Raw genomic sequence first — 16,326 nt, forward strand, 5'->3', positions numbered from 1 at the left:
GTCCTGCGGACCGCCCGGGAATGATGATCTGTCTCACGCCACCCGTCGCGCCGCACCGGCCTTGGTCAGGATCTCGTCGAGACAACCGATCATCTCGGCGATCTCAGCTTTCGTGACGTTCAGCGCCGGCATGAAGCGCAACGTGTCGAGCTGCGGTGCGTTGAGCAGCACGCCGGCCTCGAACGCCTGCGCAACGATGCCGGGTGCGATCGGCAGCTTGAGGTCGAGCGCGAGCAACAGGCCGCGGCCGCGCACGCCGCCGAGGCCGTGCCGCACCGAGACTTTTTGCAGCTCGCTTTCGAGCAGCAAGCCGGTCTCGGTCACCTGCTTCAGGAAGTCCGGCTTGCTGACCTGTTCCAGCACCGCGAGCCCGGCCGCGCACATCACCGGATTGCCGTTGAAGGTGCCGCCCTGGTCGCCGTGCTCGAAGCAGGAGGCGCGTTCGGTCGCAAGCAGCGCCGCGAGCGGCACCCCGCCGCCGATGCCCTTGCCGAGCGTCATGATGTCAGGCGCGATGCCCGTGTGCTCGTAATGGAAGAGCTTTCCGGTCCGGCCCATGCCGGTCTGGATCTCGTCAAGGATGAGCAGCAGGCCGTGCGCTTCGGTCAGCGCGCGCAGCTCCCGCAGGAACTGATCGGTCGCCGGCCACACGCCTGACTCGCCCTGGATCGGCTCCAGCATCACGGCCACGGTGTTGCCGTTGATCAGCGTCTCGACCGAGGCGATATCGTTCAGCTTCGCCTTCTTGAAGCCTGATACTTTCGGCTCGAACAGCGGCTCGAACGCCTTCTTGCCGGAAGCCGACATCGTCGCCAGCGTGCGGCCGTGGAAGCCGCCTTCGAAGCTGATGATCTCGAACGCGCCGCCTTTGTAGAGGCTGCCATATTTGCGCGCGAGCTTGATCGCGCCCTCATTGGCCTCGGCGCCGGAATTGGCAAAGAACACCTGGCCGAATGCGCTGGTCTCGACCAGCGCATTCGCGAGTTTGAGGCTCGGCTCGTTGTAGAAGGCCGGGCTCGGCGTCAGCAGCCGCTTGGCCTGCGAGGCGAGCGCATCCGCAACCGCTGGCGGGGAGTGGCCGAGGCAGTTGACGGCCCAGCCCTGCACGAAATCGAGATAGCGCTTGCGGCTGTCGTCCCAGAGGTATGAGCCGGCGCCGCGCACGAACACGGCCTTGGGCCGTGCAGTGATGTCCATCAGCGCGTCATACGGATGGGTGGCGGTGGTCATGTCGAGCTCCTCTGGAAGCGGGTTGAAAACGGGACGCAAAAAGCAGGAAGGCCGCACTTTGCGGGTGCGGCCTTCTCGAAAACTGAAGCTGAATGACTGGTTCAGCAGCGTCGTCGGACATGGCGCAACCCATCATCGTCGCTGGAGCGACGACGGAAAGCTGCGCGGCGGTGGGTCCGAGACTTGATCATGGGGCGCGTCCGTACAGCCGAAGGACAGGTCTGTCAAGCCGGTCGTTTTGGCTGGCCTGCATCGCTCAGGTCGGATGCGCGGCTTCCTCGGGTGCCTCGTCGCCCCAGTTCGCATCGGCAATCGCGCTGTCGATCAGCTCGCCGCGCATCAGCTTGAGCGGCGAATTCCAGTAGAGCGCGATGTTGTGGAAGGGATCGGTCAGCACCTTGAAGCCCCACACCAGTCCCGTCGCGACGCCGCGCGCTACGAACAGCTGCAGCATGCGCGCCAGGGCGCCACCGACGCCGATCGCGAGCCAGAGCACGCCGACATGGCGGATGAAGTCGAGGCGATCGACCGGTGCAGCAAACAGGCCGAACAGCCTCGGGTATGCATACAGCGCAATCGGCGCGCTGCCCCAGACCAGCAAGAGGATGATCTTGCGGGTCTGGTTGTAGCCGACCTTCACGGCCTCCTTGTATTCATTGCTGACGTCGTTGACCGCGTCATAGCCGTTCGGCTCGAAGAAGAAATGCCCGGTCTGCCGCGTCAGCATCGCGAGCCAGCCGACCAAACCGGCGAGCGCGGGATCCCTGAACAGCAGCGCATAGCAAGCCAGGAAGATGATCGCGCTGAACAGGTGCAGCGTCTGATTGACGGTGCTCTGGTGGTAGAAGCGGTAATCGTCGAAGCGCTGCGTGCGCAGCATGTCCGGGAGGCGGCTCATCAAAATCCTCGCTCGCGTTGAAAGCGCGCGAGGATTAGGACGAGTCCGTGACCTCTGCGTGAATGCACTATAGTGTCACATTCGCACGCGAAGACGGCAGTGAGGGCTACTCGATACCGTAATGCGAAAACATTTCGGCGATCCCGGCGTTGATCGCTTTCGCCGCCGCGATGTCGCGTTCGGCGCCTGCGGTGTCGCCCTGCTTTCGCTTCGCAAGCCCGCGTCCGTACAGCGATGAGTCGAGCTTCGGCTTTGCGCGCAGCGCGGCGTCGTAGTCGGCAATCGCCGCGTCGAGATTGCCGAGCTTGAGATAGGTGAGGGCGCGGCTGTCCAGCGTGTCAGGATCGTTCGGGGCCATCCGCAGCGACTGCTCGCAATCGGCCAGCGCCTCCTGCAATCGGCCGAGGATCGCACGCGTCATGCAGCGCGAATTGAATACGCCGGCATGACTTGCATTGGCCTTGAGCGCACGATCGTAATCCGCGAGCGCCAGCGCATAATCATGCGTGTCGAAATACATGTTCGCGCGCGCATAGAAATCGCGGTCGTTGTCCGGGTTGAGCTCGATCGACTTGGCGAAATCGGCGAGCGCGCGATCGCGATCGCCGCGATCGCGAAAGATGCGCGCGCGGTTGCCATAGGCCGGGCCATAGGCCGGATCGAGCTTGATCGACATGTCGAGATCGGCCAGCGCACGATCGGCCTCGCCATGTTCGCGATAGGCGCTGCCCCGGTTGTAGAAGGCGAGCGCGAATTTCGGATCGAGCTTGATCGCCTTGTTGTAGTCGGCGAGCGCATGCTCGTAGTCGCCTTTGCCGATGTAGGAATTGCCGCGGTTGTTGAAGTACCAGGCGTCATCGGGAGCGAGGCGGATGGCGCGGGTGTAGTCCATGATGGCGTGGTCGCGGTCGCCGAGATCGTCGTGGACGATGCCGCGATTGAACCACGCGATGGCATCGGTCTCGTCGAGATCGACCGCGCGGTTGAGATCGGCCAGCGCGCGCTCGGTCTCGCGCTTGCGCCGATAGATCTCGCCACGGTTGGCGAGCGCGCGCTGATTCGACGGATTGGCCTGCAGCACGGCCGAGCAACCCGCCAGCCGCTGCTCGTCATTGACCTCTTTGGAACCGAAACACCATTGCCGCCCCTGCGCGGCCGATGGGGATTGCGCTGCGGCCGGAAACGCGAGCAGGGTCAAGGCGGTTGCCAGAGCGCGCAGCGCTGGCCGGATATCGATCTTGTGATTGCATGTCATCTGATCGCTGCGCAGAAACCTATGAGCCTCTAGCGCGTTTGTGATCTCGGGATACGAATCGGTTCGAACCGGACTTGGGCCGGGGCAGACCAAAGGGGACGGGACCACCAAGATAGTTTTCAGCCTTGTCCGACACGCCTTACCCGATCGACCTCGACAGCGTTCGCGGCGCGTTCCCGCCGGGCATCGAGGCGCCGCCTCTGCTGCTGGATTTTGCCGGCTGGCTGAACGGTCGCCCCTGGGGCAGCGTCGGCTGCTTCTCCCTGCAAGGCCAATTCTCCGATCAGGCCCCGATCTTCGATGGCAGTCCTTTGCGCGACCGTTTCGCGCTGTTCATGCGCCTGCCTGACGGCTCAGCCGTCGGCGGCTGGTATGGCGCCGGCCTCGACCGCGACGATCCCCCGATCGTGGGGCTGGGCTCGGAGGGCGATTACGAGCTGCTCGCGCCGTCGCTCGACGCGCTGCTCGGAAAGTTGACGTCGCAGCAATTCGACAAGGCCTGGCACGATTTGCGGCCGCATGACGAGGTCAAGCCGCAGACGGTTGAGCTTGCGCAATGGCTAGCCCGGCGCCCGGCCGGCGAACCTGTTGCTTGCGAGGACGGGGAGCTGCCCGACTTCCGCGGTTTCGTCGAGAAGTGGAGCCGGGACCGCGAGGAATATTGGGCCAATCACCGGATGATGGCCGAGCTCGGCTGGCGCCTCGCCGCGCATCTGCCCAAGGGCAGGAATGCGTGGGACAAGACCCATTTCGAGGTCGCGATCGTTGGTCAGCAATACGAGGCGCGCGTGCTATCGCGCGGCCCGCAGCCTTTCGAGGAAGCCGCCTCGATCGAATCCCTGCTGCGCGACCTGCGCGAGGAGATGCGCCGCGTCCAGCCCGAGCTCGGCCTGTGGTACGCGATGAAATTCGGCCTCTACGCCGACGGCCGCGTCATGCCGAATTTCGAATACGATTTGTGGCCAACCATCGGCGGTGAGCCGGCGCTGCTCGCTGAGGCCAAGGCCGATCTCGCCCGCGCCCCGCGGCCGGAGCGCTGGGTGCCGAAATGGCTGGTGGAAGCCTGACTGCCTCCACATCGTCATTGCAAGCGCAGCGAAGCAATCCAGGCTGTCTCCACGGAGGGACTCTGGATTGCTTCGCGGAGCCTGTCATCGGACCGCGCTTCGCGCGGCGCTCGCCCGTCAGCCGGGCTGAGACGGGCTGAGGACCTCAAAACCCCGCGACGCTGCCGTGCAGATCGTATTCGTCCGCGCGTTCGATCTTCGCAGTGACGATCTCGCCGACGCGCAAGGGGCGGCGGCTCGACAGATACACCGCGCCGTCGATATCAGGCGCATCGGCCTTGGAGCGACCCTTCGCCACCGTCGGCCCGACCTCGTCGATGATGATCTGCTGGCGCGTGCCGACCTTGCGCTTGAGGCGTCGCGCGGAGATCTTCTGCTGCCGCGCCATCAGCGCGTTGTAGCGCTCCTGCTTGACCTCTTCGGGCACCGGATTGGCGATCGCGTTCGAGGTCGCGCCCGCGACCGGCTCGTATTTGAAGCAGCCGAGCCGATCGATCTCGGCTTCATCGAGCCAGTCGAGCAGATAGGCGAAATCGGCATCGGTCTCGCCGGGGAAGCCGACGATGAAGGTCGAGCGCAGCGCCAGATCAGGACATTCCTCGCGCCAGCGCTTGATGCGCGCCAGCGTCTTGTCCTGCGCGGCCGGGCGCTTCATCGCCTTCAGCACCTCGGGGCTTGCATGCTGGAACGGGATGTCGAGATAGGGCAGCACCTTGCCCTCGTTCATCAGCGCGATGACCTCGTCGACATGCGGGTAGGGGTAGACATATTGCAGCCGGACCCAGGCCCCGAACTCGCCGAGCTCGCGCGCGAGATCGAGGAACTTGGCGCGGACCTGGCGGTCCTTCCAAGGGCTCTCGGCATATTTGAGATCGACGCCATAGGCCGAAGTGTCCTGCGAGATCACCAGCAGCTCCTTGACGCCGGCGCCGACCAGGCGCTCGGCCTCGCGCAGCACGTCATTGGCCGGACGCGAGACCAGGTCGCCGCGCAGCTTCGGGATGATGCAGAAGGTGCAGCGGTTGTTGCAGCCCTCGGAGATCTTCAAGTAAGCGTAGTGGCGCGGCGTCAGCTTGATGCCCTGCGGCGGCACCAAATCGAGATGCGGATTGTGCGCCGGCGGCAGCGCGCGGTGCACGGCATCGAGCACGCTCTCATATTGCTGCGGACCCGTGATCGAGAGCACGCCGGGATAGGCCTGCTCGATCGCTTCCGGTTCCGCGCCCATGCAGCCCGTGACGATGACCTTGCCGTTCTCGGCCATGGCCTCGCCGATCGCCGAGAGCGATTCCTGCTTGGCGCTGTCGAGGAAGCCGCAAGTGTTGACGATGACGATGTCGGCCCCGTCATGCTTGCGGGCGAGCTCGTAGCCCTCGGCGCGCAGGCGCGTGATGATGCGCTCGGAATCCACCAATGCCTTGGGACATCCGAGTGACACGAAGCTGACCTTGGGCGCAGCCGTCTGATCCATATCCAAATCTGCCTGATTGACAGGCCTGAGCTAGTCCCAATTGCTCATAATTACAACCCTTTGCATGGCGCTCCGGCATGCTATGGATGAATCGCCTGCCGTGAGTGAGCCATGAGCGCCGAACAGTCGCCCAAGATCGTGATCGTCGACGAAAGCCCGGTCAGGGCCGCGATCCTCGAGGAGGGCTTGCGGGAGGCCGGATTCACGCAAGTGGTCCATATCCGCGAGATGCAGAGCCTGCTCGCCCGTATTTATGCGGTGGACCCCGATATCATCCTGATCGATCTGGAAAACCCCAGCCGCGACGTGCTGGAGGCGATGTTCCAGGTCAGCCGTGCCGTGAAGCGGCCGATTGCCATGTTCGTCGACCAGAGCGACTCCGCCTCGATCCAGGCGTCCGTGGAGGCGGGGGTGTCCGCCTACATCGTCGACGGGCTGAAGAAGGAACGCATCAAGCCGATCCTCGACCTCTGCGTGTCGCGCTTCAACGCCTTCGCAAAACTCCAGCAGGAGCTGGAGCGGACCAAGTCGCAGCTCGAGGACCGCAAGGTCATCGAGAAGGCCAAGGGCATCCTGATGAAGGTCAAGGGCCTCACCGAGGACGAGGCCTATGTGCTGCTGCGCTCCACTGCCATGCGCGAGAAGAAGAAAATCGGCGAGATCGCGCAGTCGATCATCACCGCGTCGGAGATGCTGAAATGACCGCACCCCTTCGCATCGGGTTCATTCCGCTGGTGGATGCCGCCGCCCTGATCGTCGCCGTCGACAAGGGATTTGCCGCGGCCGAAGGGCTGGAGGTCGAGCTGGTGCGCGAGGTGTCGTGGTCCAACGTCCGCGACAAGCTCAATATCGGCCTGTTCGATGCGGCGCATCTGCTCGCGCCGGTCGCGATCGCGTCCTCGCTCGGGCTCGGTCACGTCAAGGTGCCGATCGCGGCGCCGTTCAATCTCGGCATCAATGGCAATGCGATCACGGTCTCGCCGGCGCTGCACGCCGCGCTGATGGAGGAGATCGCCGGCGACCGCGTCGATCCGATGGCCACAGCAAAGGCGCTGGCGAAGGTGGTGGCAAAGCGCCGCAAGGCTGGCGCCGAACCATTGACCTTCGGCATGACCTTTCCGTTCTCGACCCACAATTACCAGCTGCGGTTCTGGATGGCGGCGGCCGGCGTCGATCCCGACGAGGACGTCCGCCTGGTCGTGCTGCCGCCGCCTTTCATGGTCGACAGCCTCAAGAGCGGCCATGTCGATGCCTTCTGCGTCGGCGCGCCCTGGAACTCGATCGCGGTCGATCTCGGCGTTGGTCACATCCTGCACTTCGTCTCCGACTTTCTTGCGCGCGCGGCAGAGAAGGTTTTGGCCGTGCGTCAAAACTGGGCGGACAAGAATCCGGATGTGGTGGCAGCGCTTGTGCGTGCGGCCGTAAAATCCGCCGAGTTCATCGAGCATCCGGACAACCGGACCGAGGCCGCGCGTATCCTGGCGCAGCCGGAGCGGATCGGCGTCGATGCCGAAGTCATCCAGCGCACACTCGATGGGCGACTGAAGATCTCGCCGGATGGCACAATGCGCGAGAGCGACCGTTATCTCCTGGTCGGACGTGAAGGGGCAGGACGGCCGGACCCGGTCCAGGCCGCCTGGCTCTACGCGCAGATGGTGCGCTGGGGGCAGGCGGCGCTGACGGCTGAGGGCGTCAACACGGCCATGGCCGTGTTCAGGCCCGATCTCTACGACGCGGCCCTCAGTATTCCGCGGCCTACCGATCCCCCCGCGCCGTTCAGCGCGTTTGTCGGCCCGGCCTTCGACCCCGACAACATCAGAGGGCACCTTGAAGCCTTCGAGGTTGGCCGCTGGAAGGCTTGATTCGGGCTCTGCACCCTTTTAAGGCGCTCGGGACCATCGGCTAAATTTTAAGCCCGCTGCTCGAATTTCGTGAAGGGCGGTCCCCGGGAAGTTCCCGGACCGCTCAATAACTTATTGAAATCGCGTATCTTTCTATTTCAATGCGGCTGGCACGCAACTTGTATGGTGCAGTGCGGCCAGCTTGTCGCAGACGCCTGCTGAGCCAAGTCCCACAGCAACGAAGCTGACTGGACCGTGGAGTAGCGAAGCAGGCTTCGAGCCAGCTGAGTTCCTCGCGGGTCATTCTCAATTCCGTCGATGCCGCGCTGGTGGCCGCAGGAGCTTCGTTACCGACCATGAAAATCGAAACGCTCGCAGTCGACTTCACCGACGAGCAGAAACGCTATCTCGAAGGTTTCACGACCGGCCTGCAGATCAGCAAGGTTGGTCGTGGTTTGGGCGGCGCTGGCAAGGCGAATGCCGAGCCTGTTGGTCCCGATGCCGCGCACATCAAGGCGCAGGACAAGGTCATCGCCGCAGGCAAGAAGCTCGCCGACCAGGAGAAGTTCAAGCGCGACGAGCATCCGTTCGATGCCTATCCGCGGCTGCGCCAGCAGGCGCTCGACAACGCGCCGCCAAGCCCGGCGGACAATTTCCGCTGGCGCTATTACGGCATCTTCTACGTCGCGCCGACGCAGGATTCCTACATGTGCCGCCTGCGCATCCCGAACGGGATCATGAAGCACTGGCAGCTCACGGGTCTTGCCGATCTCGCCGAGGACTTGTGCGGGCCCTACAGCCACGTCACCACCCGCGCCAACCTGCAGCTTCGCGAGCTTCCGCCGAAGAACGCGACCAGGTTGATCGAAGGCATCCAGGATCTCGGCCTGTGCTCGCGCGGCTCCGGCGCCGACAACATCCGCAACGTCACGGGGACGCCCACGGCCGGCATCGATCCGCAGGAGCTGATCGACACGCGGCCCTTCGCGCGCGAGTGGCACTACCACATCCTCAATGACCGCTCGCTCTACGGCCTGCCGCGCAAGTTCAACGTCGCCTTCGATGGTGCCGGTAAGATCGCGGTGCTGGAGGAGACCAATGACATCGCCTTCACGGCCTATGAGGTGAAGGACGGGTTCGGCGTCGAGCCCGGGGTCTGGTTCCGCCTCGGCCTCGGCGGCATCACCGGCCACAAGGATTTTGCAAAGTACTCCGGCATCATCGTCAAGCCCGAGCAGGCGACATCAGTTGCGGATGCCATCGTGCGCGTCTTCATCGATCATGGCGATCGCACCAACCGCAACAAGGCGCGGCTGAAATACGTGCTCGACGCGATGGGCCATGACGGCTTCCTCAAGCTTGTCGAGGAGCGGCTGAAGACCACGTTCACGCGGGTGCCGGAAGAAGCGTTTGTCGCGCGGCCCGGGGCGGACCGCATGGCCCATATCGGCGTGCACAAGCAGAAGCAGGACGGCCTGAACTGGATCGGCGTGTCGCTCACTCTCGGCAAGATGAGCTGCGAGCAGATGCGGGGCCTCGCCAAGGTCGCGCGCGATCTCGGCGATGGCGAGGTTCGGCTGACGGTCTGGCAGAACCTGCTGATATCAGGCGTGCGTGACGAGAACGTCGCGCTTGCGGTTGCCGCGATCAAGGACATCGGGCTCGCGGTCGAGGCCTCCCATATCCGCGCCGGACTGGTCGCCTGCACCGGCAATGCGGGCTGCCGCTTTGCCGCTTCGAACACCAAGCGCAATGCGGCCGAGATCGGCGACTGGTGCGAGCCGCGTGTCGCCATGGACAAGCCTGTCAACATTCACGTCACCGGCTGCCATCATTCCTGCGCGCAGCACTACATCAGCGACATCGGGCTGATCGGCGCACGCGTGCCTGTCGGCGAAGAGGACACGGTCGAGGGCTATCACCTGTTCACCGGCGGCGGGTTCGGCCCTGACGCTGACGTCGGGCAGGAGGTCTACCACGACCTCAAGGCCGAGGACGCACCGAAGACGGTCGAGGCGCTGCTCAAGGCCTATCTCGCTCACCGTTCGTCGCCCGACGAAACCTTCCTGTCCTTTGCGCGCCGCCATGACGGCGAAACGCTGCGCAAGCTTGCCGATGCACAGGTGTCCGCATGAACCAGATCACGCCTGCGCCGAAGCTCGATATCATTCCCGCCAGCGCGCCGTTCTCCGACGCGCAGCGTTCCTGGCTGAACGGATTCTTTGCCGGCCTGTTGTCGCCCGATGTGGCGACGCCGCTGTCCGCGGAGCAGGGCGCCGCTGTCATGCCAAGTGGCGATGGCGATGATGGCGAAGCGCCCTGGCACGACCAGACCATGCCGATCGCCGATCGCATGAAGCTTGCGGAAGGGCGCCCCGTCCGCCGCAAGATGATGGCGGCGATGGCGCAGCAGGATTGCGGCCAGTGCGGCTACAATTGCCACGACTATTCGGAGGCGATTGCCAGCCGCAGCGAAGCGCGGCTCAATCTCTGCGTCCCCGGCGGCAAGGAGACCGCGCGGATGCTGAAACAGCTCTACGAGGAGCTGGACAAGGCGCCGGCGGCCAAGGTGGCTGACAAGACGGATGTTGCGGCAGCACCTGCCGTGACCGTGACCATCGCCGAGCCGGGCCGCTCACGCGACAATCCGGTGACCGCGACCTTCCTGTCGCGCCGCCTGCTCAACAAGGGCAAGTCGGAGAAGGAGACCTACCACGTCGAGTTCGATCTCGCCGAGAGCAAGCTCGACTACGTGGTCGGCGACAGCTTTGGTGTCTTCCCGCGCAACGATGTCGGCCTTGTCGACCAGATCATCGCGCTGCTCGGCGCATCGCACACCACAGAGGTCAACGGCAAGACATTGCGCGAAGCATTGATTGACGACGTCTCGCTGTCGCCGGCGCCCGACACGCTGTTCGAGCTGATCTCCTTCATCACCGGCGGGGCGCAGCGCGAGAAGGCAAGGGCTCTGGCGCAGGGCGAGGATCCCGATGGCGATGCCGCCACGCTCGACGTGATGGCGGCGCTCCAGAAATTCTCCGGCACGCGGCCGCATCCGGAAGCCTTTGTCGAAGCGCTGGAGTCGCTGCAGCCGCGGCTCTATTCGATCTCGTCCTCGCACAATGCGACGCCCGGAAAACTGTCGCTGACAGTCGATTCCGTTCGCTATATCGTCGGCAAGCGCAAACGCCTCGGCGTCGCCTCGACCTTCCTCGGCGAGCGCATCGCCGAGGGCGAGAAGCTCAAGGTCTATGTGCAGAAGGCCCACGGCTTCGGCCTGCCGCAGGACCCGAAGACGCCGATCATCATGATCGGTCCCGGCACCGGCATTGCGCCGTTCCGCGCCTTCCTGCTCGAGCGCAAGGCGACCGGCGCCCCGGGCAAGAACTGGCTGTTCTTCGGCCATCAGCGCAGCGATTGCGATTTCTTCTATCAGGACGAGCTCAACGCCATGAAGACCTCCGGTCTGCTGACGCGCCTGTCGCTGGCCTGGTCGCGCGACGGCGAGAAGAAGTTTTACGTGCAGGACCGCATGCGCGAGGTCGGCCGCGAGCTGTGGACGTGGCTCGCCGAGGGCGCGCATCTCTACATCTGCGGCGATGCCAAGCGCATGGCCAAGGATGTCGAGCGCGCGCTGGTCGACATCGTCGCCCAGTTCGGTGCGCGCTCGACCGATGAGGCCGTCAGCTTTGTCGCCGATCTCAAGAAGAAGGGCCGTTTCCAGGCTGACGTGTACTAAGGCGCGACGAGATCAGCGTGAATCGCCGCCGCCGCGCAATCGATCCGGCGGCGGCGTTCTACTGTGCATGGGGTTGTTTTCGAGCGTTTGATCTGGGTGGCACCGGAACGGGTTCCATTTGGCTCGGACTTTAACGAATAGGATTCCTGGAACCCACGAGTTCCGAGAATTTTCGCCTGCAAAGCACGCTAGGGAAACACGTCTATCGCTATTTGCACGACCGTCTTACAGCCGTCGTGGTGAATCGTTCATACTGGCGAGATGGTGCGCTGGAAATCGACCATCCGGGAATTATCGGCGGAAGCCAGACTTCATCTCTATGCGCGATCGGTCTCGCGCAGGACCAAGGCGAGCGCGCGGCACATCGGCATCCTCGGCGCGTGCGCGCTCATCGCGGTGCTTCTCTTCGGCACGCTCTCGGCGCACCCGTTCTGAGTTGTCGTTCCGGGGCGGCGCAGCCGAACCCGGAACCTCGAGATTCCGGGTCCGATGCTTCGCATCATCGCGGAATGACGGCGTCCCTCACCCGCGCTTGAATGGCGCGACCTCGATCCCCGCATCCTTCAAGGCCTGGCGCAGCGTGCGCGCGATCTCGACCGCGCCGTGCGTATCGCCGTGGATGCACACCGTGTCCGTGCGCATCTTGATCACCTTGCCTGTGACCGACACCACCGCGCCGTCCTGCACCATGCGCACCACGCGTTCCGCGATCGCCTTGGCATCGTGCAGCACCGCGCCGGGCTTCTTGCGCGAGACGAGGTTGCCGTCGTCCTCATAGGCACGGTCGGCAAACACCTCGTGCACCATCGGCAGGTTGGCCGCTTCGCCGGCCTTCACCAGTTTCGAATTGGCGAGCACGACGAAGATAAGGCTGGGGTCGACCGCCTTGATGCCGGCGGCGATCGCTTTCGCCGTCATGTCGTCCTCGCAGGCGACATTGGAGAGCGCGCCATGCGCCTTCACATGCGTCACCTTGTGACCGGCCGCGGTCGCGATCGCCTGCAGCGCGCCGATCTGGTAGGCGACGAGGTTCTCGATCTCGGAGGCCTTGAGGCCCGCGATCGGATGCCGGCCGAAGCCGTGCAGGTCGCGATAGCCAGGATGCGCGCCGACCGAGACGCCGCGCGCCTTCGCCAGCTCCACCGTCCGCCGCATGATGTCGGGGTCGCCGGCATGGAAGCCGCAGGCGACGTTGACCGAGCTTGCGAGCTCGATCATGGCGGCGTCGTTGCCCATCTCCCACGCGCCAAAACCTTCGCCGAGGTCGCAATTGAGATCGATCGTCTTCATGGTTGCTCTCCGCCTTTGGCCTTGTTGTCGCTTACGGCTCCGCCACGACCTGCCAGGTCCCGGCATCCATGGCACTCACCGCATAGCCCGCAACATTGGCATCGCTGAGTGCTTCGATGTTGAGCTCGACGGTGTCGGACGAGCGCAGGCGATCGGGCAGGGTGCGGATCAGCTGCTGAAACTTGCGCGCCTCGTCCTGCGCCTCGGCCATGCTGACCGCCTTGAAGCGGAACGCCGTCCCCGCCGAGGTCTGGGCGAGGCGGCCGACATCGGCCGTGATCACCGTCGCGATCTTGGGGTAGCCGCCCGAGGTGCCGCGGTCCATCATCAGCGCGATCGGCGCGCCGTTGCCGGGCACCTGGATGCTGCCGTTGACGGTGCCGTCCGAGACGATGTTGTGACCTTGCAAATGCTTGATCGCGGGGCCTTCGAGCCGATAACCCATACGGTCCGAGGTCGCCGAGATCTTCCACTCGCTATCCAGGAACAGCGCCTTGTTGGCGTCGTCGAACTCGTCGTCCTGCGGTCCCAGCACGACGCGGATCGGACCGCTCACCGGCTTCGGCAATTCGATCCGCAGCTCCGGCGCGCCGCTCGCGGCATCGACAGTGAATTCGTCGCCGGCCTGCAGCGGCCGCGGGTAGGGGCTGCCGAGCCCGGCGCGGGCGTTGACCGCGAGGCTGCCGAACACCTCTTCGCCCTTGATGGCGCCTTCGATCGCGAGATAGGTGAACGCGCCGCCGCGGGCAAAGCCCAGCGTCAACGTCTCGCCGTCCCTCAGTGTGACGGACGTGTCCATCGCCACCGGTTTGCCGGCGATATCGGCATTGCGCGGTGCGCCTGACATGGCGATGCGCACCGCGCCGTCACGGGCCGTGAGGGTGGCGCCGAACGGACCGATCTCGACGGCGGCTGCGAACGGCGCGTTGCCGACGAGCGTATTCGCCGCGGCCAGCGCCAGCCGGTCCATCGCGCCGCTGACGGTGAGGCCATAGCGCTGCGCGCCGAAGCGGCCGCCGTCCTGGACGGAGCTTGCGGGACCGATGCTGGCGACAATGAGCCGGCTCATGCGTCGACCCGCTCGGCGATGATCTCGCCGGCTTCCGCGGCGCGGTCCAGTTCCTCGAACGTCTTGTGGTCGATCGCAAAGAACGTCACGCGATCGCCGGGCTCGGTGAGGAAGGTCGGATTGCGGTGGAGCTGATAGGTCCTGACCGGCGTGCGGCCGAGCAGGTGCCAGCCGCTCGGCGCGGCCAGGCACTGGATGCCCGCTTGAATGCCGCCGATCGAGATCGTGCCGGCCGGCGTGAACAGCCGCGGGCTCTCTCGCCGCGACATATGCAGCGATTTGTCGAGGCCGCTGAGATAGGACCAGCCCGGCGTGAAACCGATCATGGCGACGCGATAATCGCCGCCGGCGTGGCGGGCGACGATGTCGTCGGGCGTGGTGTTCAGTGCCTTTGCGACATCCTCGAGATCGATGCCGTGCTCGCCGCCATAGGCGACGGGAATGCGCCAGCGCCGCGCCTTGGTGGTCGGCGGCAGCGGTCGGCTGGCGATCGCAAGCAGCTTTTCGCCGAGCGCGTCAAAGCCGATCTTGCCGGGGTCGTAATGCACCAGCAGCGAGCGATAGGTCGGGATCGTCTCGGAGATGCCCTCGATGGGCTGAGCTGCGAGCGCCTTGTCGAGCGCGAGCACGCGCTCATTGGCGGCGTCGTCGATGGTGCGGCTGAACTCGACCGTGACGGCGCTGTCGCCACTGGGCAGAAGGCGGGGCGGGGGAAGCGTCGCGGCCATGAGCGGTCGAATTCGGGCCTTGAGAAAATGCGGGCTCGACCTTGAGCTCCGCCTCAACCCTGCTTCGCGTAAATGCGCCCGCAAGTCCAATAAATTAATGCCGGGTGCGGCGATAAGGCGTTGTTATCGTGTCGCATAACCAGCCCGGCTGGGCCGCATTCTTGTCAGGGCTTTGGCCCTTGACGGGAAGCCCCCGGCTCGCAAGATGCGCGCGTTCTTTCCTGCACCTCGGAGCTCGTTCTCATACATGTCGCTGTCCCCCGAAGCCCGCAAGACCCTCGCCGGCATCACCACCGCCACCATCACCACGGTCCTGCTGAAGAAGGGCCTGCGCAATGTGTGGATGCGCGGCGCGCGTCCGCTGCGCCCTGGACTGCCGCGCCTGGTTGGACCGGCCTTCACGCTACGCTTCGTGCCGGCGCGCGAGGATCTGGCGACGCCGGAATCCTGGTCGTCGCCGATCTCGACCCGCACCGCGATCGAGGCGATGCCCGAGGGCTGCATCGCCGTGGTCGATGCCATGGGCATCACGGATGCCGGCATCTTCGGCGACATCCTCTGTGCCCGCATGGTTAAGCGCGGCGTCACCGCGCTCGTCACCGACGGCGTCGTGCGTGACGTCGAGGGCGTGCTCGGTACCAATCTGCCGGTGTGGTGCGACGGCTATGCCGCGCCGCCGTCCGTGGCAGGCCTCACCTTTGTCGGCTGGGGCGAGCCGATCGGCTGCGGCGGCGTCGCCGTATTCCCGAACGACATCGTCGTCGCCGATCAGGACGGCTGTGTGCTGATTCCGGCGGCGATGCTCGAGCACGTTCTCGCCGAGGGCGGCGAGCAGGAGCGGATGGAAGCCTGGATCGTCAACGAGGTGAATAACGGCGCGGTGCTGCCGGGGCTCTATCCCATGAACGCCGAGACCAAGGCGCGCTACGCCGCCAGCAAGAAGTAACAGGAAACGAGGAACCCCATGGACATCACGCTCGCAGGTGCGCGGCCGACCCGCCGCGCGCCCAAGGAACACTTCACCGGCACCGTGTTGCAGGACCCCATCAACATGGCGCCTGCGCCGGCGCGGCTGAATGTCTCGCGCGTCTCGTTCGAGCCCGGCGCCCGCACCAACTGGCACCATCATCCGCTCGGCCAAACGCTCTATGTGATTTCGGGCGTCGGCCGCGTCCAGACAAAGGGCGGCCCGGTCAAGGAGATCCGTCCCGGCGACACCGTCTGGATCCCGCCAGGAGAAGTGCATTGGCACGGCGCCTCGCCTGATAACAGCATGTGCCATATCGCCATGCAGGAAGCCCTCGACGGCGTCTATTCGACCTGGCTCGAGCCGGTGACGGACTCCGAATACGGCGCGCCGCTGGGCTAGAGCGCGCCGCTTACATCCGCTCTGCGGTCCACGTGCCCGAGCACATGGCGCCACGCCATGTGCCGGAGCCGGAGGTACCGCTGAGCCGGCCGGAGCCGACGGCGTGCTTGACGCCGGTGCTCAAGGTGACGTTGATGCTGCCGGCATCGGCCACGCGGCCTGACGCCGTCACCGCCGCGCTGCTCGAGGCGATCTGGCCGTTGTTGATGCCGATCGCGACCGTCGCGCCATTGCCGCAGGTTTCACTGGACGACGAGATGCGAACATTCCATGTCCCGTCGAAGGTTGAGCCCGCGGCATCCGCCTGCGCGATCGGCAATGCGATCGCGATAATGATGGCGAAGAGACCCTTGCGAAATCCGTTCATGA

15 protein-coding genes are annotated in these 16,326 nt (G+C 65.0%); 7 read left to right on the top strand and 8 right to left on the bottom strand.

Going from position 1 to position 16,326, the window contains the following annotated elements; all coding sequences use genetic code 11:
* Positions 1-33 precede the first annotated feature (33 nt).
* The 3 genes from ACNJX9_RS21265 to ACNJX9_RS21275 form a co-directional block, all read right to left on the bottom strand.
* On the bottom strand, positions 34-1,230 hold the full coding sequence (locus ACNJX9_RS21265; protein WP_439404049.1) for an acetylornithine transaminase: 1,197 nt from the start codon (positions 1,228-1,230) through the stop codon (positions 34-36).
* Positions 1,231-1,486: 256 nt separating this feature from the next.
* Positions 1,487-2,128 carry a hypothetical protein gene (locus ACNJX9_RS21270; protein WP_439404050.1) on the bottom strand — a complete coding sequence of 214 codons (642 nt, stop codon included), beginning with the start codon at positions 2,126-2,128 and terminating at the stop codon, positions 1,487-1,489.
* 106 nt (positions 2,129-2,234) lie between these two features.
* Positions 2,235-3,383 carry a tetratricopeptide repeat protein gene (locus tag ACNJX9_RS21275; protein ID WP_439404051.1) on the bottom strand — a complete coding sequence of 383 codons (1,149 nt, stop codon included), beginning with the start codon at positions 3,381-3,383 and terminating at the stop codon, positions 2,235-2,237.
* Between the two features lie 125 nt (positions 3,384-3,508).
* On the opposite strand from ACNJX9_RS21275, the gene ACNJX9_RS21280 reads away from it, so the two are divergent.
* Complete coding sequence (locus tag ACNJX9_RS21280; protein ID WP_439404052.1) at positions 3,509-4,450, top strand: hypothetical protein; 942 nt, start codon at positions 3,509-3,511, stop codon at positions 4,448-4,450.
* 145 nt (positions 4,451-4,595) lie between these two features.
* Here the strand turns inward: ACNJX9_RS21280 and rimO are convergent, their stop codons facing one another.
* Positions 4,596-5,921, bottom strand: a complete 1,326-nt coding sequence (gene rimO, locus ACNJX9_RS21285; RefSeq protein ID WP_439404053.1) for a 30S ribosomal protein S12 methylthiotransferase RimO — start codon at positions 5,919-5,921, stop codon at positions 4,596-4,598.
* 111 nt (positions 5,922-6,032) lie between these two features.
* Here rimO and ACNJX9_RS21290 point away from each other — a divergent pair, with 111 nt between their 5' ends.
* From ACNJX9_RS21290 to ACNJX9_RS21305, 4 genes are all read left to right on the top strand, one after another.
* Complete coding sequence (locus ACNJX9_RS21290) at positions 6,033-6,623, top strand: ANTAR domain-containing response regulator (protein ID WP_057755252.1); 591 nt, start codon at positions 6,033-6,035, stop codon at positions 6,621-6,623.
* Entirely contained in the window at positions 6,620-7,783 is a 1,164-nt protein-coding gene (locus tag ACNJX9_RS21295; RefSeq protein ID WP_439404054.1) for a CmpA/NrtA family ABC transporter substrate-binding protein, read from the top strand. The genes ACNJX9_RS21290 and ACNJX9_RS21295 overlap by 4 nt, the downstream gene beginning before the upstream one ends.
* 335 nt (positions 7,784-8,118) lie before the next feature.
* Positions 8,119-9,897 (top strand): NirA family protein, encoded by a 1,779-nt coding sequence (locus ACNJX9_RS21300; RefSeq protein ID WP_439404055.1) that lies wholly within the window; start codon positions 8,119-8,121, stop codon positions 9,895-9,897.
* A complete protein-coding gene (locus ACNJX9_RS21305; protein ID WP_439404056.1) occupies positions 9,894-11,501 on the top strand; it encodes a sulfite reductase subunit alpha in 1,608 nt (535 codons plus the stop codon). The genes ACNJX9_RS21300 and ACNJX9_RS21305 overlap by 4 nt, the downstream gene beginning before the upstream one ends.
* A gap of 522 nt (positions 11,502-12,023) precedes the next feature.
* On the opposite strand, the gene ACNJX9_RS21310 is transcribed toward ACNJX9_RS21305, so the two are convergent.
* From ACNJX9_RS21310 to pxpB, 3 genes are read right to left on the bottom strand one after another with little or no spacing between them, the layout of a single operon-like run.
* The gene (locus ACNJX9_RS21310) at positions 12,024-12,791 is read right to left on the bottom strand and encodes a LamB/YcsF family protein (protein WP_057755242.1); all 768 of its coding nucleotides are present in this window, start codon (positions 12,789-12,791) and stop codon (positions 12,024-12,026) included.
* Between the two features lie 31 nt (positions 12,792-12,822).
* On the bottom strand, positions 12,823-13,860 hold the full coding sequence (locus tag ACNJX9_RS21315) for a biotin-dependent carboxyltransferase family protein (protein ID WP_439404057.1): 1,038 nt from the start codon (positions 13,858-13,860) through the stop codon (positions 12,823-12,825).
* The gene (gene pxpB, locus ACNJX9_RS21320) at positions 13,857-14,588 is read right to left on the bottom strand and encodes a 5-oxoprolinase subunit PxpB (protein WP_439404058.1); all 732 of its coding nucleotides are present in this window, start codon (positions 14,586-14,588) and stop codon (positions 13,857-13,859) included. Before pxpB ends, ACNJX9_RS21315 begins: the two co-directional genes overlap by 4 nt.
* A 247-nt stretch (positions 14,589-14,835) precedes the next feature.
* On the opposite strand from pxpB, the gene ACNJX9_RS21325 reads away from it, so the two are divergent.
* Both ACNJX9_RS21325 and ACNJX9_RS21330 read left to right on the top strand, forming a co-directional pair.
* A complete protein-coding gene (locus tag ACNJX9_RS21325; protein WP_057755234.1) occupies positions 14,836-15,534 on the top strand; it encodes a ribonuclease activity regulator RraA in 699 nt (232 codons plus the stop codon).
* Positions 15,535-15,552: 18 nt separating this feature from the next.
* Complete coding sequence (locus ACNJX9_RS21330) at positions 15,553-15,957, top strand: (R)-mandelonitrile lyase (RefSeq protein ID WP_057755231.1); 405 nt, start codon at positions 15,553-15,555, stop codon at positions 15,955-15,957.
* 10 nt (positions 15,958-15,967) lie between these two features.
* On the opposite strand, the gene ACNJX9_RS21335 is transcribed toward ACNJX9_RS21330, so the two are convergent.
* Complete coding sequence (locus ACNJX9_RS21335) at positions 15,968-16,324, bottom strand: hypothetical protein (protein WP_271620172.1); 357 nt, start codon at positions 16,322-16,324, stop codon at positions 15,968-15,970.
* Positions 16,325-16,326 lie beyond the last annotated feature (2 nt).

Source organism: Bradyrhizobium sp. BLXBL-03 (assembly GCF_051853015.1).
In the GTDB taxonomy this organism is placed as follows: Bacteria; Pseudomonadota; Alphaproteobacteria; order Rhizobiales; family Xanthobacteraceae; genus Bradyrhizobium; species Bradyrhizobium manausense.

Bases quoted from the DNA above. Each gene is read 5' to 3' on its own strand.
- pxpB (WP_439404058.1), bottom strand. From the start codon at position 14,588: ATGGCCGCGACGCTTCCCCCGCCCCGCCTTCTGCCCAGTGGCGACAGC.
- ACNJX9_RS21290 (WP_057755252.1), top strand. From the start codon at position 6,033: ATGAGCGCCGAACAGTCGCCCAAGATCGTGATCGTCGACGAAAGCCCG.
- ACNJX9_RS21325 (WP_057755234.1), top strand. From the start codon at position 14,836: ATGTCGCTGTCCCCCGAAGCCCGCAAGACCCTCGCCGGCATCACCACC.
- ACNJX9_RS21300 (WP_439404055.1), top strand. From the start codon at position 8,119: ATGAAAATCGAAACGCTCGCAGTCGACTTCACCGACGAGCAGAAACGC.
- ACNJX9_RS21335 (WP_271620172.1), bottom strand. From the start codon at position 16,324: ATGAACGGATTTCGCAAGGGTCTCTTCGCCATCATTATCGCGATCGCA.
- ACNJX9_RS21305 (WP_439404056.1), top strand. From the start codon at position 9,894: ATGAACCAGATCACGCCTGCGCCGAAGCTCGATATCATTCCCGCCAGC.
- rimO (WP_439404053.1), bottom strand. From the start codon at position 5,921: ATGGATCAGACGGCTGCGCCCAAGGTCAGCTTCGTGTCACTCGGATGT.
- ACNJX9_RS21315 (WP_439404057.1), bottom strand. From the start codon at position 13,860: ATGAGCCGGCTCATTGTCGCCAGCATCGGTCCCGCAAGCTCCGTCCAG.
- ACNJX9_RS21275 (WP_439404051.1), bottom strand. From the start codon at position 3,383: ATGACATGCAATCACAAGATCGATATCCGGCCAGCGCTGCGCGCTCTG.
- ACNJX9_RS21310 (WP_057755242.1), bottom strand. From the start codon at position 12,791: ATGAAGACGATCGATCTCAATTGCGACCTCGGCGAAGGTTTTGGCGCG.
- ACNJX9_RS21270 (WP_439404050.1), bottom strand. From the start codon at position 2,128: ATGAGCCGCCTCCCGGACATGCTGCGCACGCAGCGCTTCGACGATTAC.
- ACNJX9_RS21265 (WP_439404049.1), bottom strand. From the start codon at position 1,230: ATGACCACCGCCACCCATCCGTATGACGCGCTGATGGACATCACTGCA.
- ACNJX9_RS21295 (WP_439404054.1), top strand. From the start codon at position 6,620: ATGACCGCACCCCTTCGCATCGGGTTCATTCCGCTGGTGGATGCCGCC.
- ACNJX9_RS21330 (WP_057755231.1), top strand. From the start codon at position 15,553: ATGGACATCACGCTCGCAGGTGCGCGGCCGACCCGCCGCGCGCCCAAG.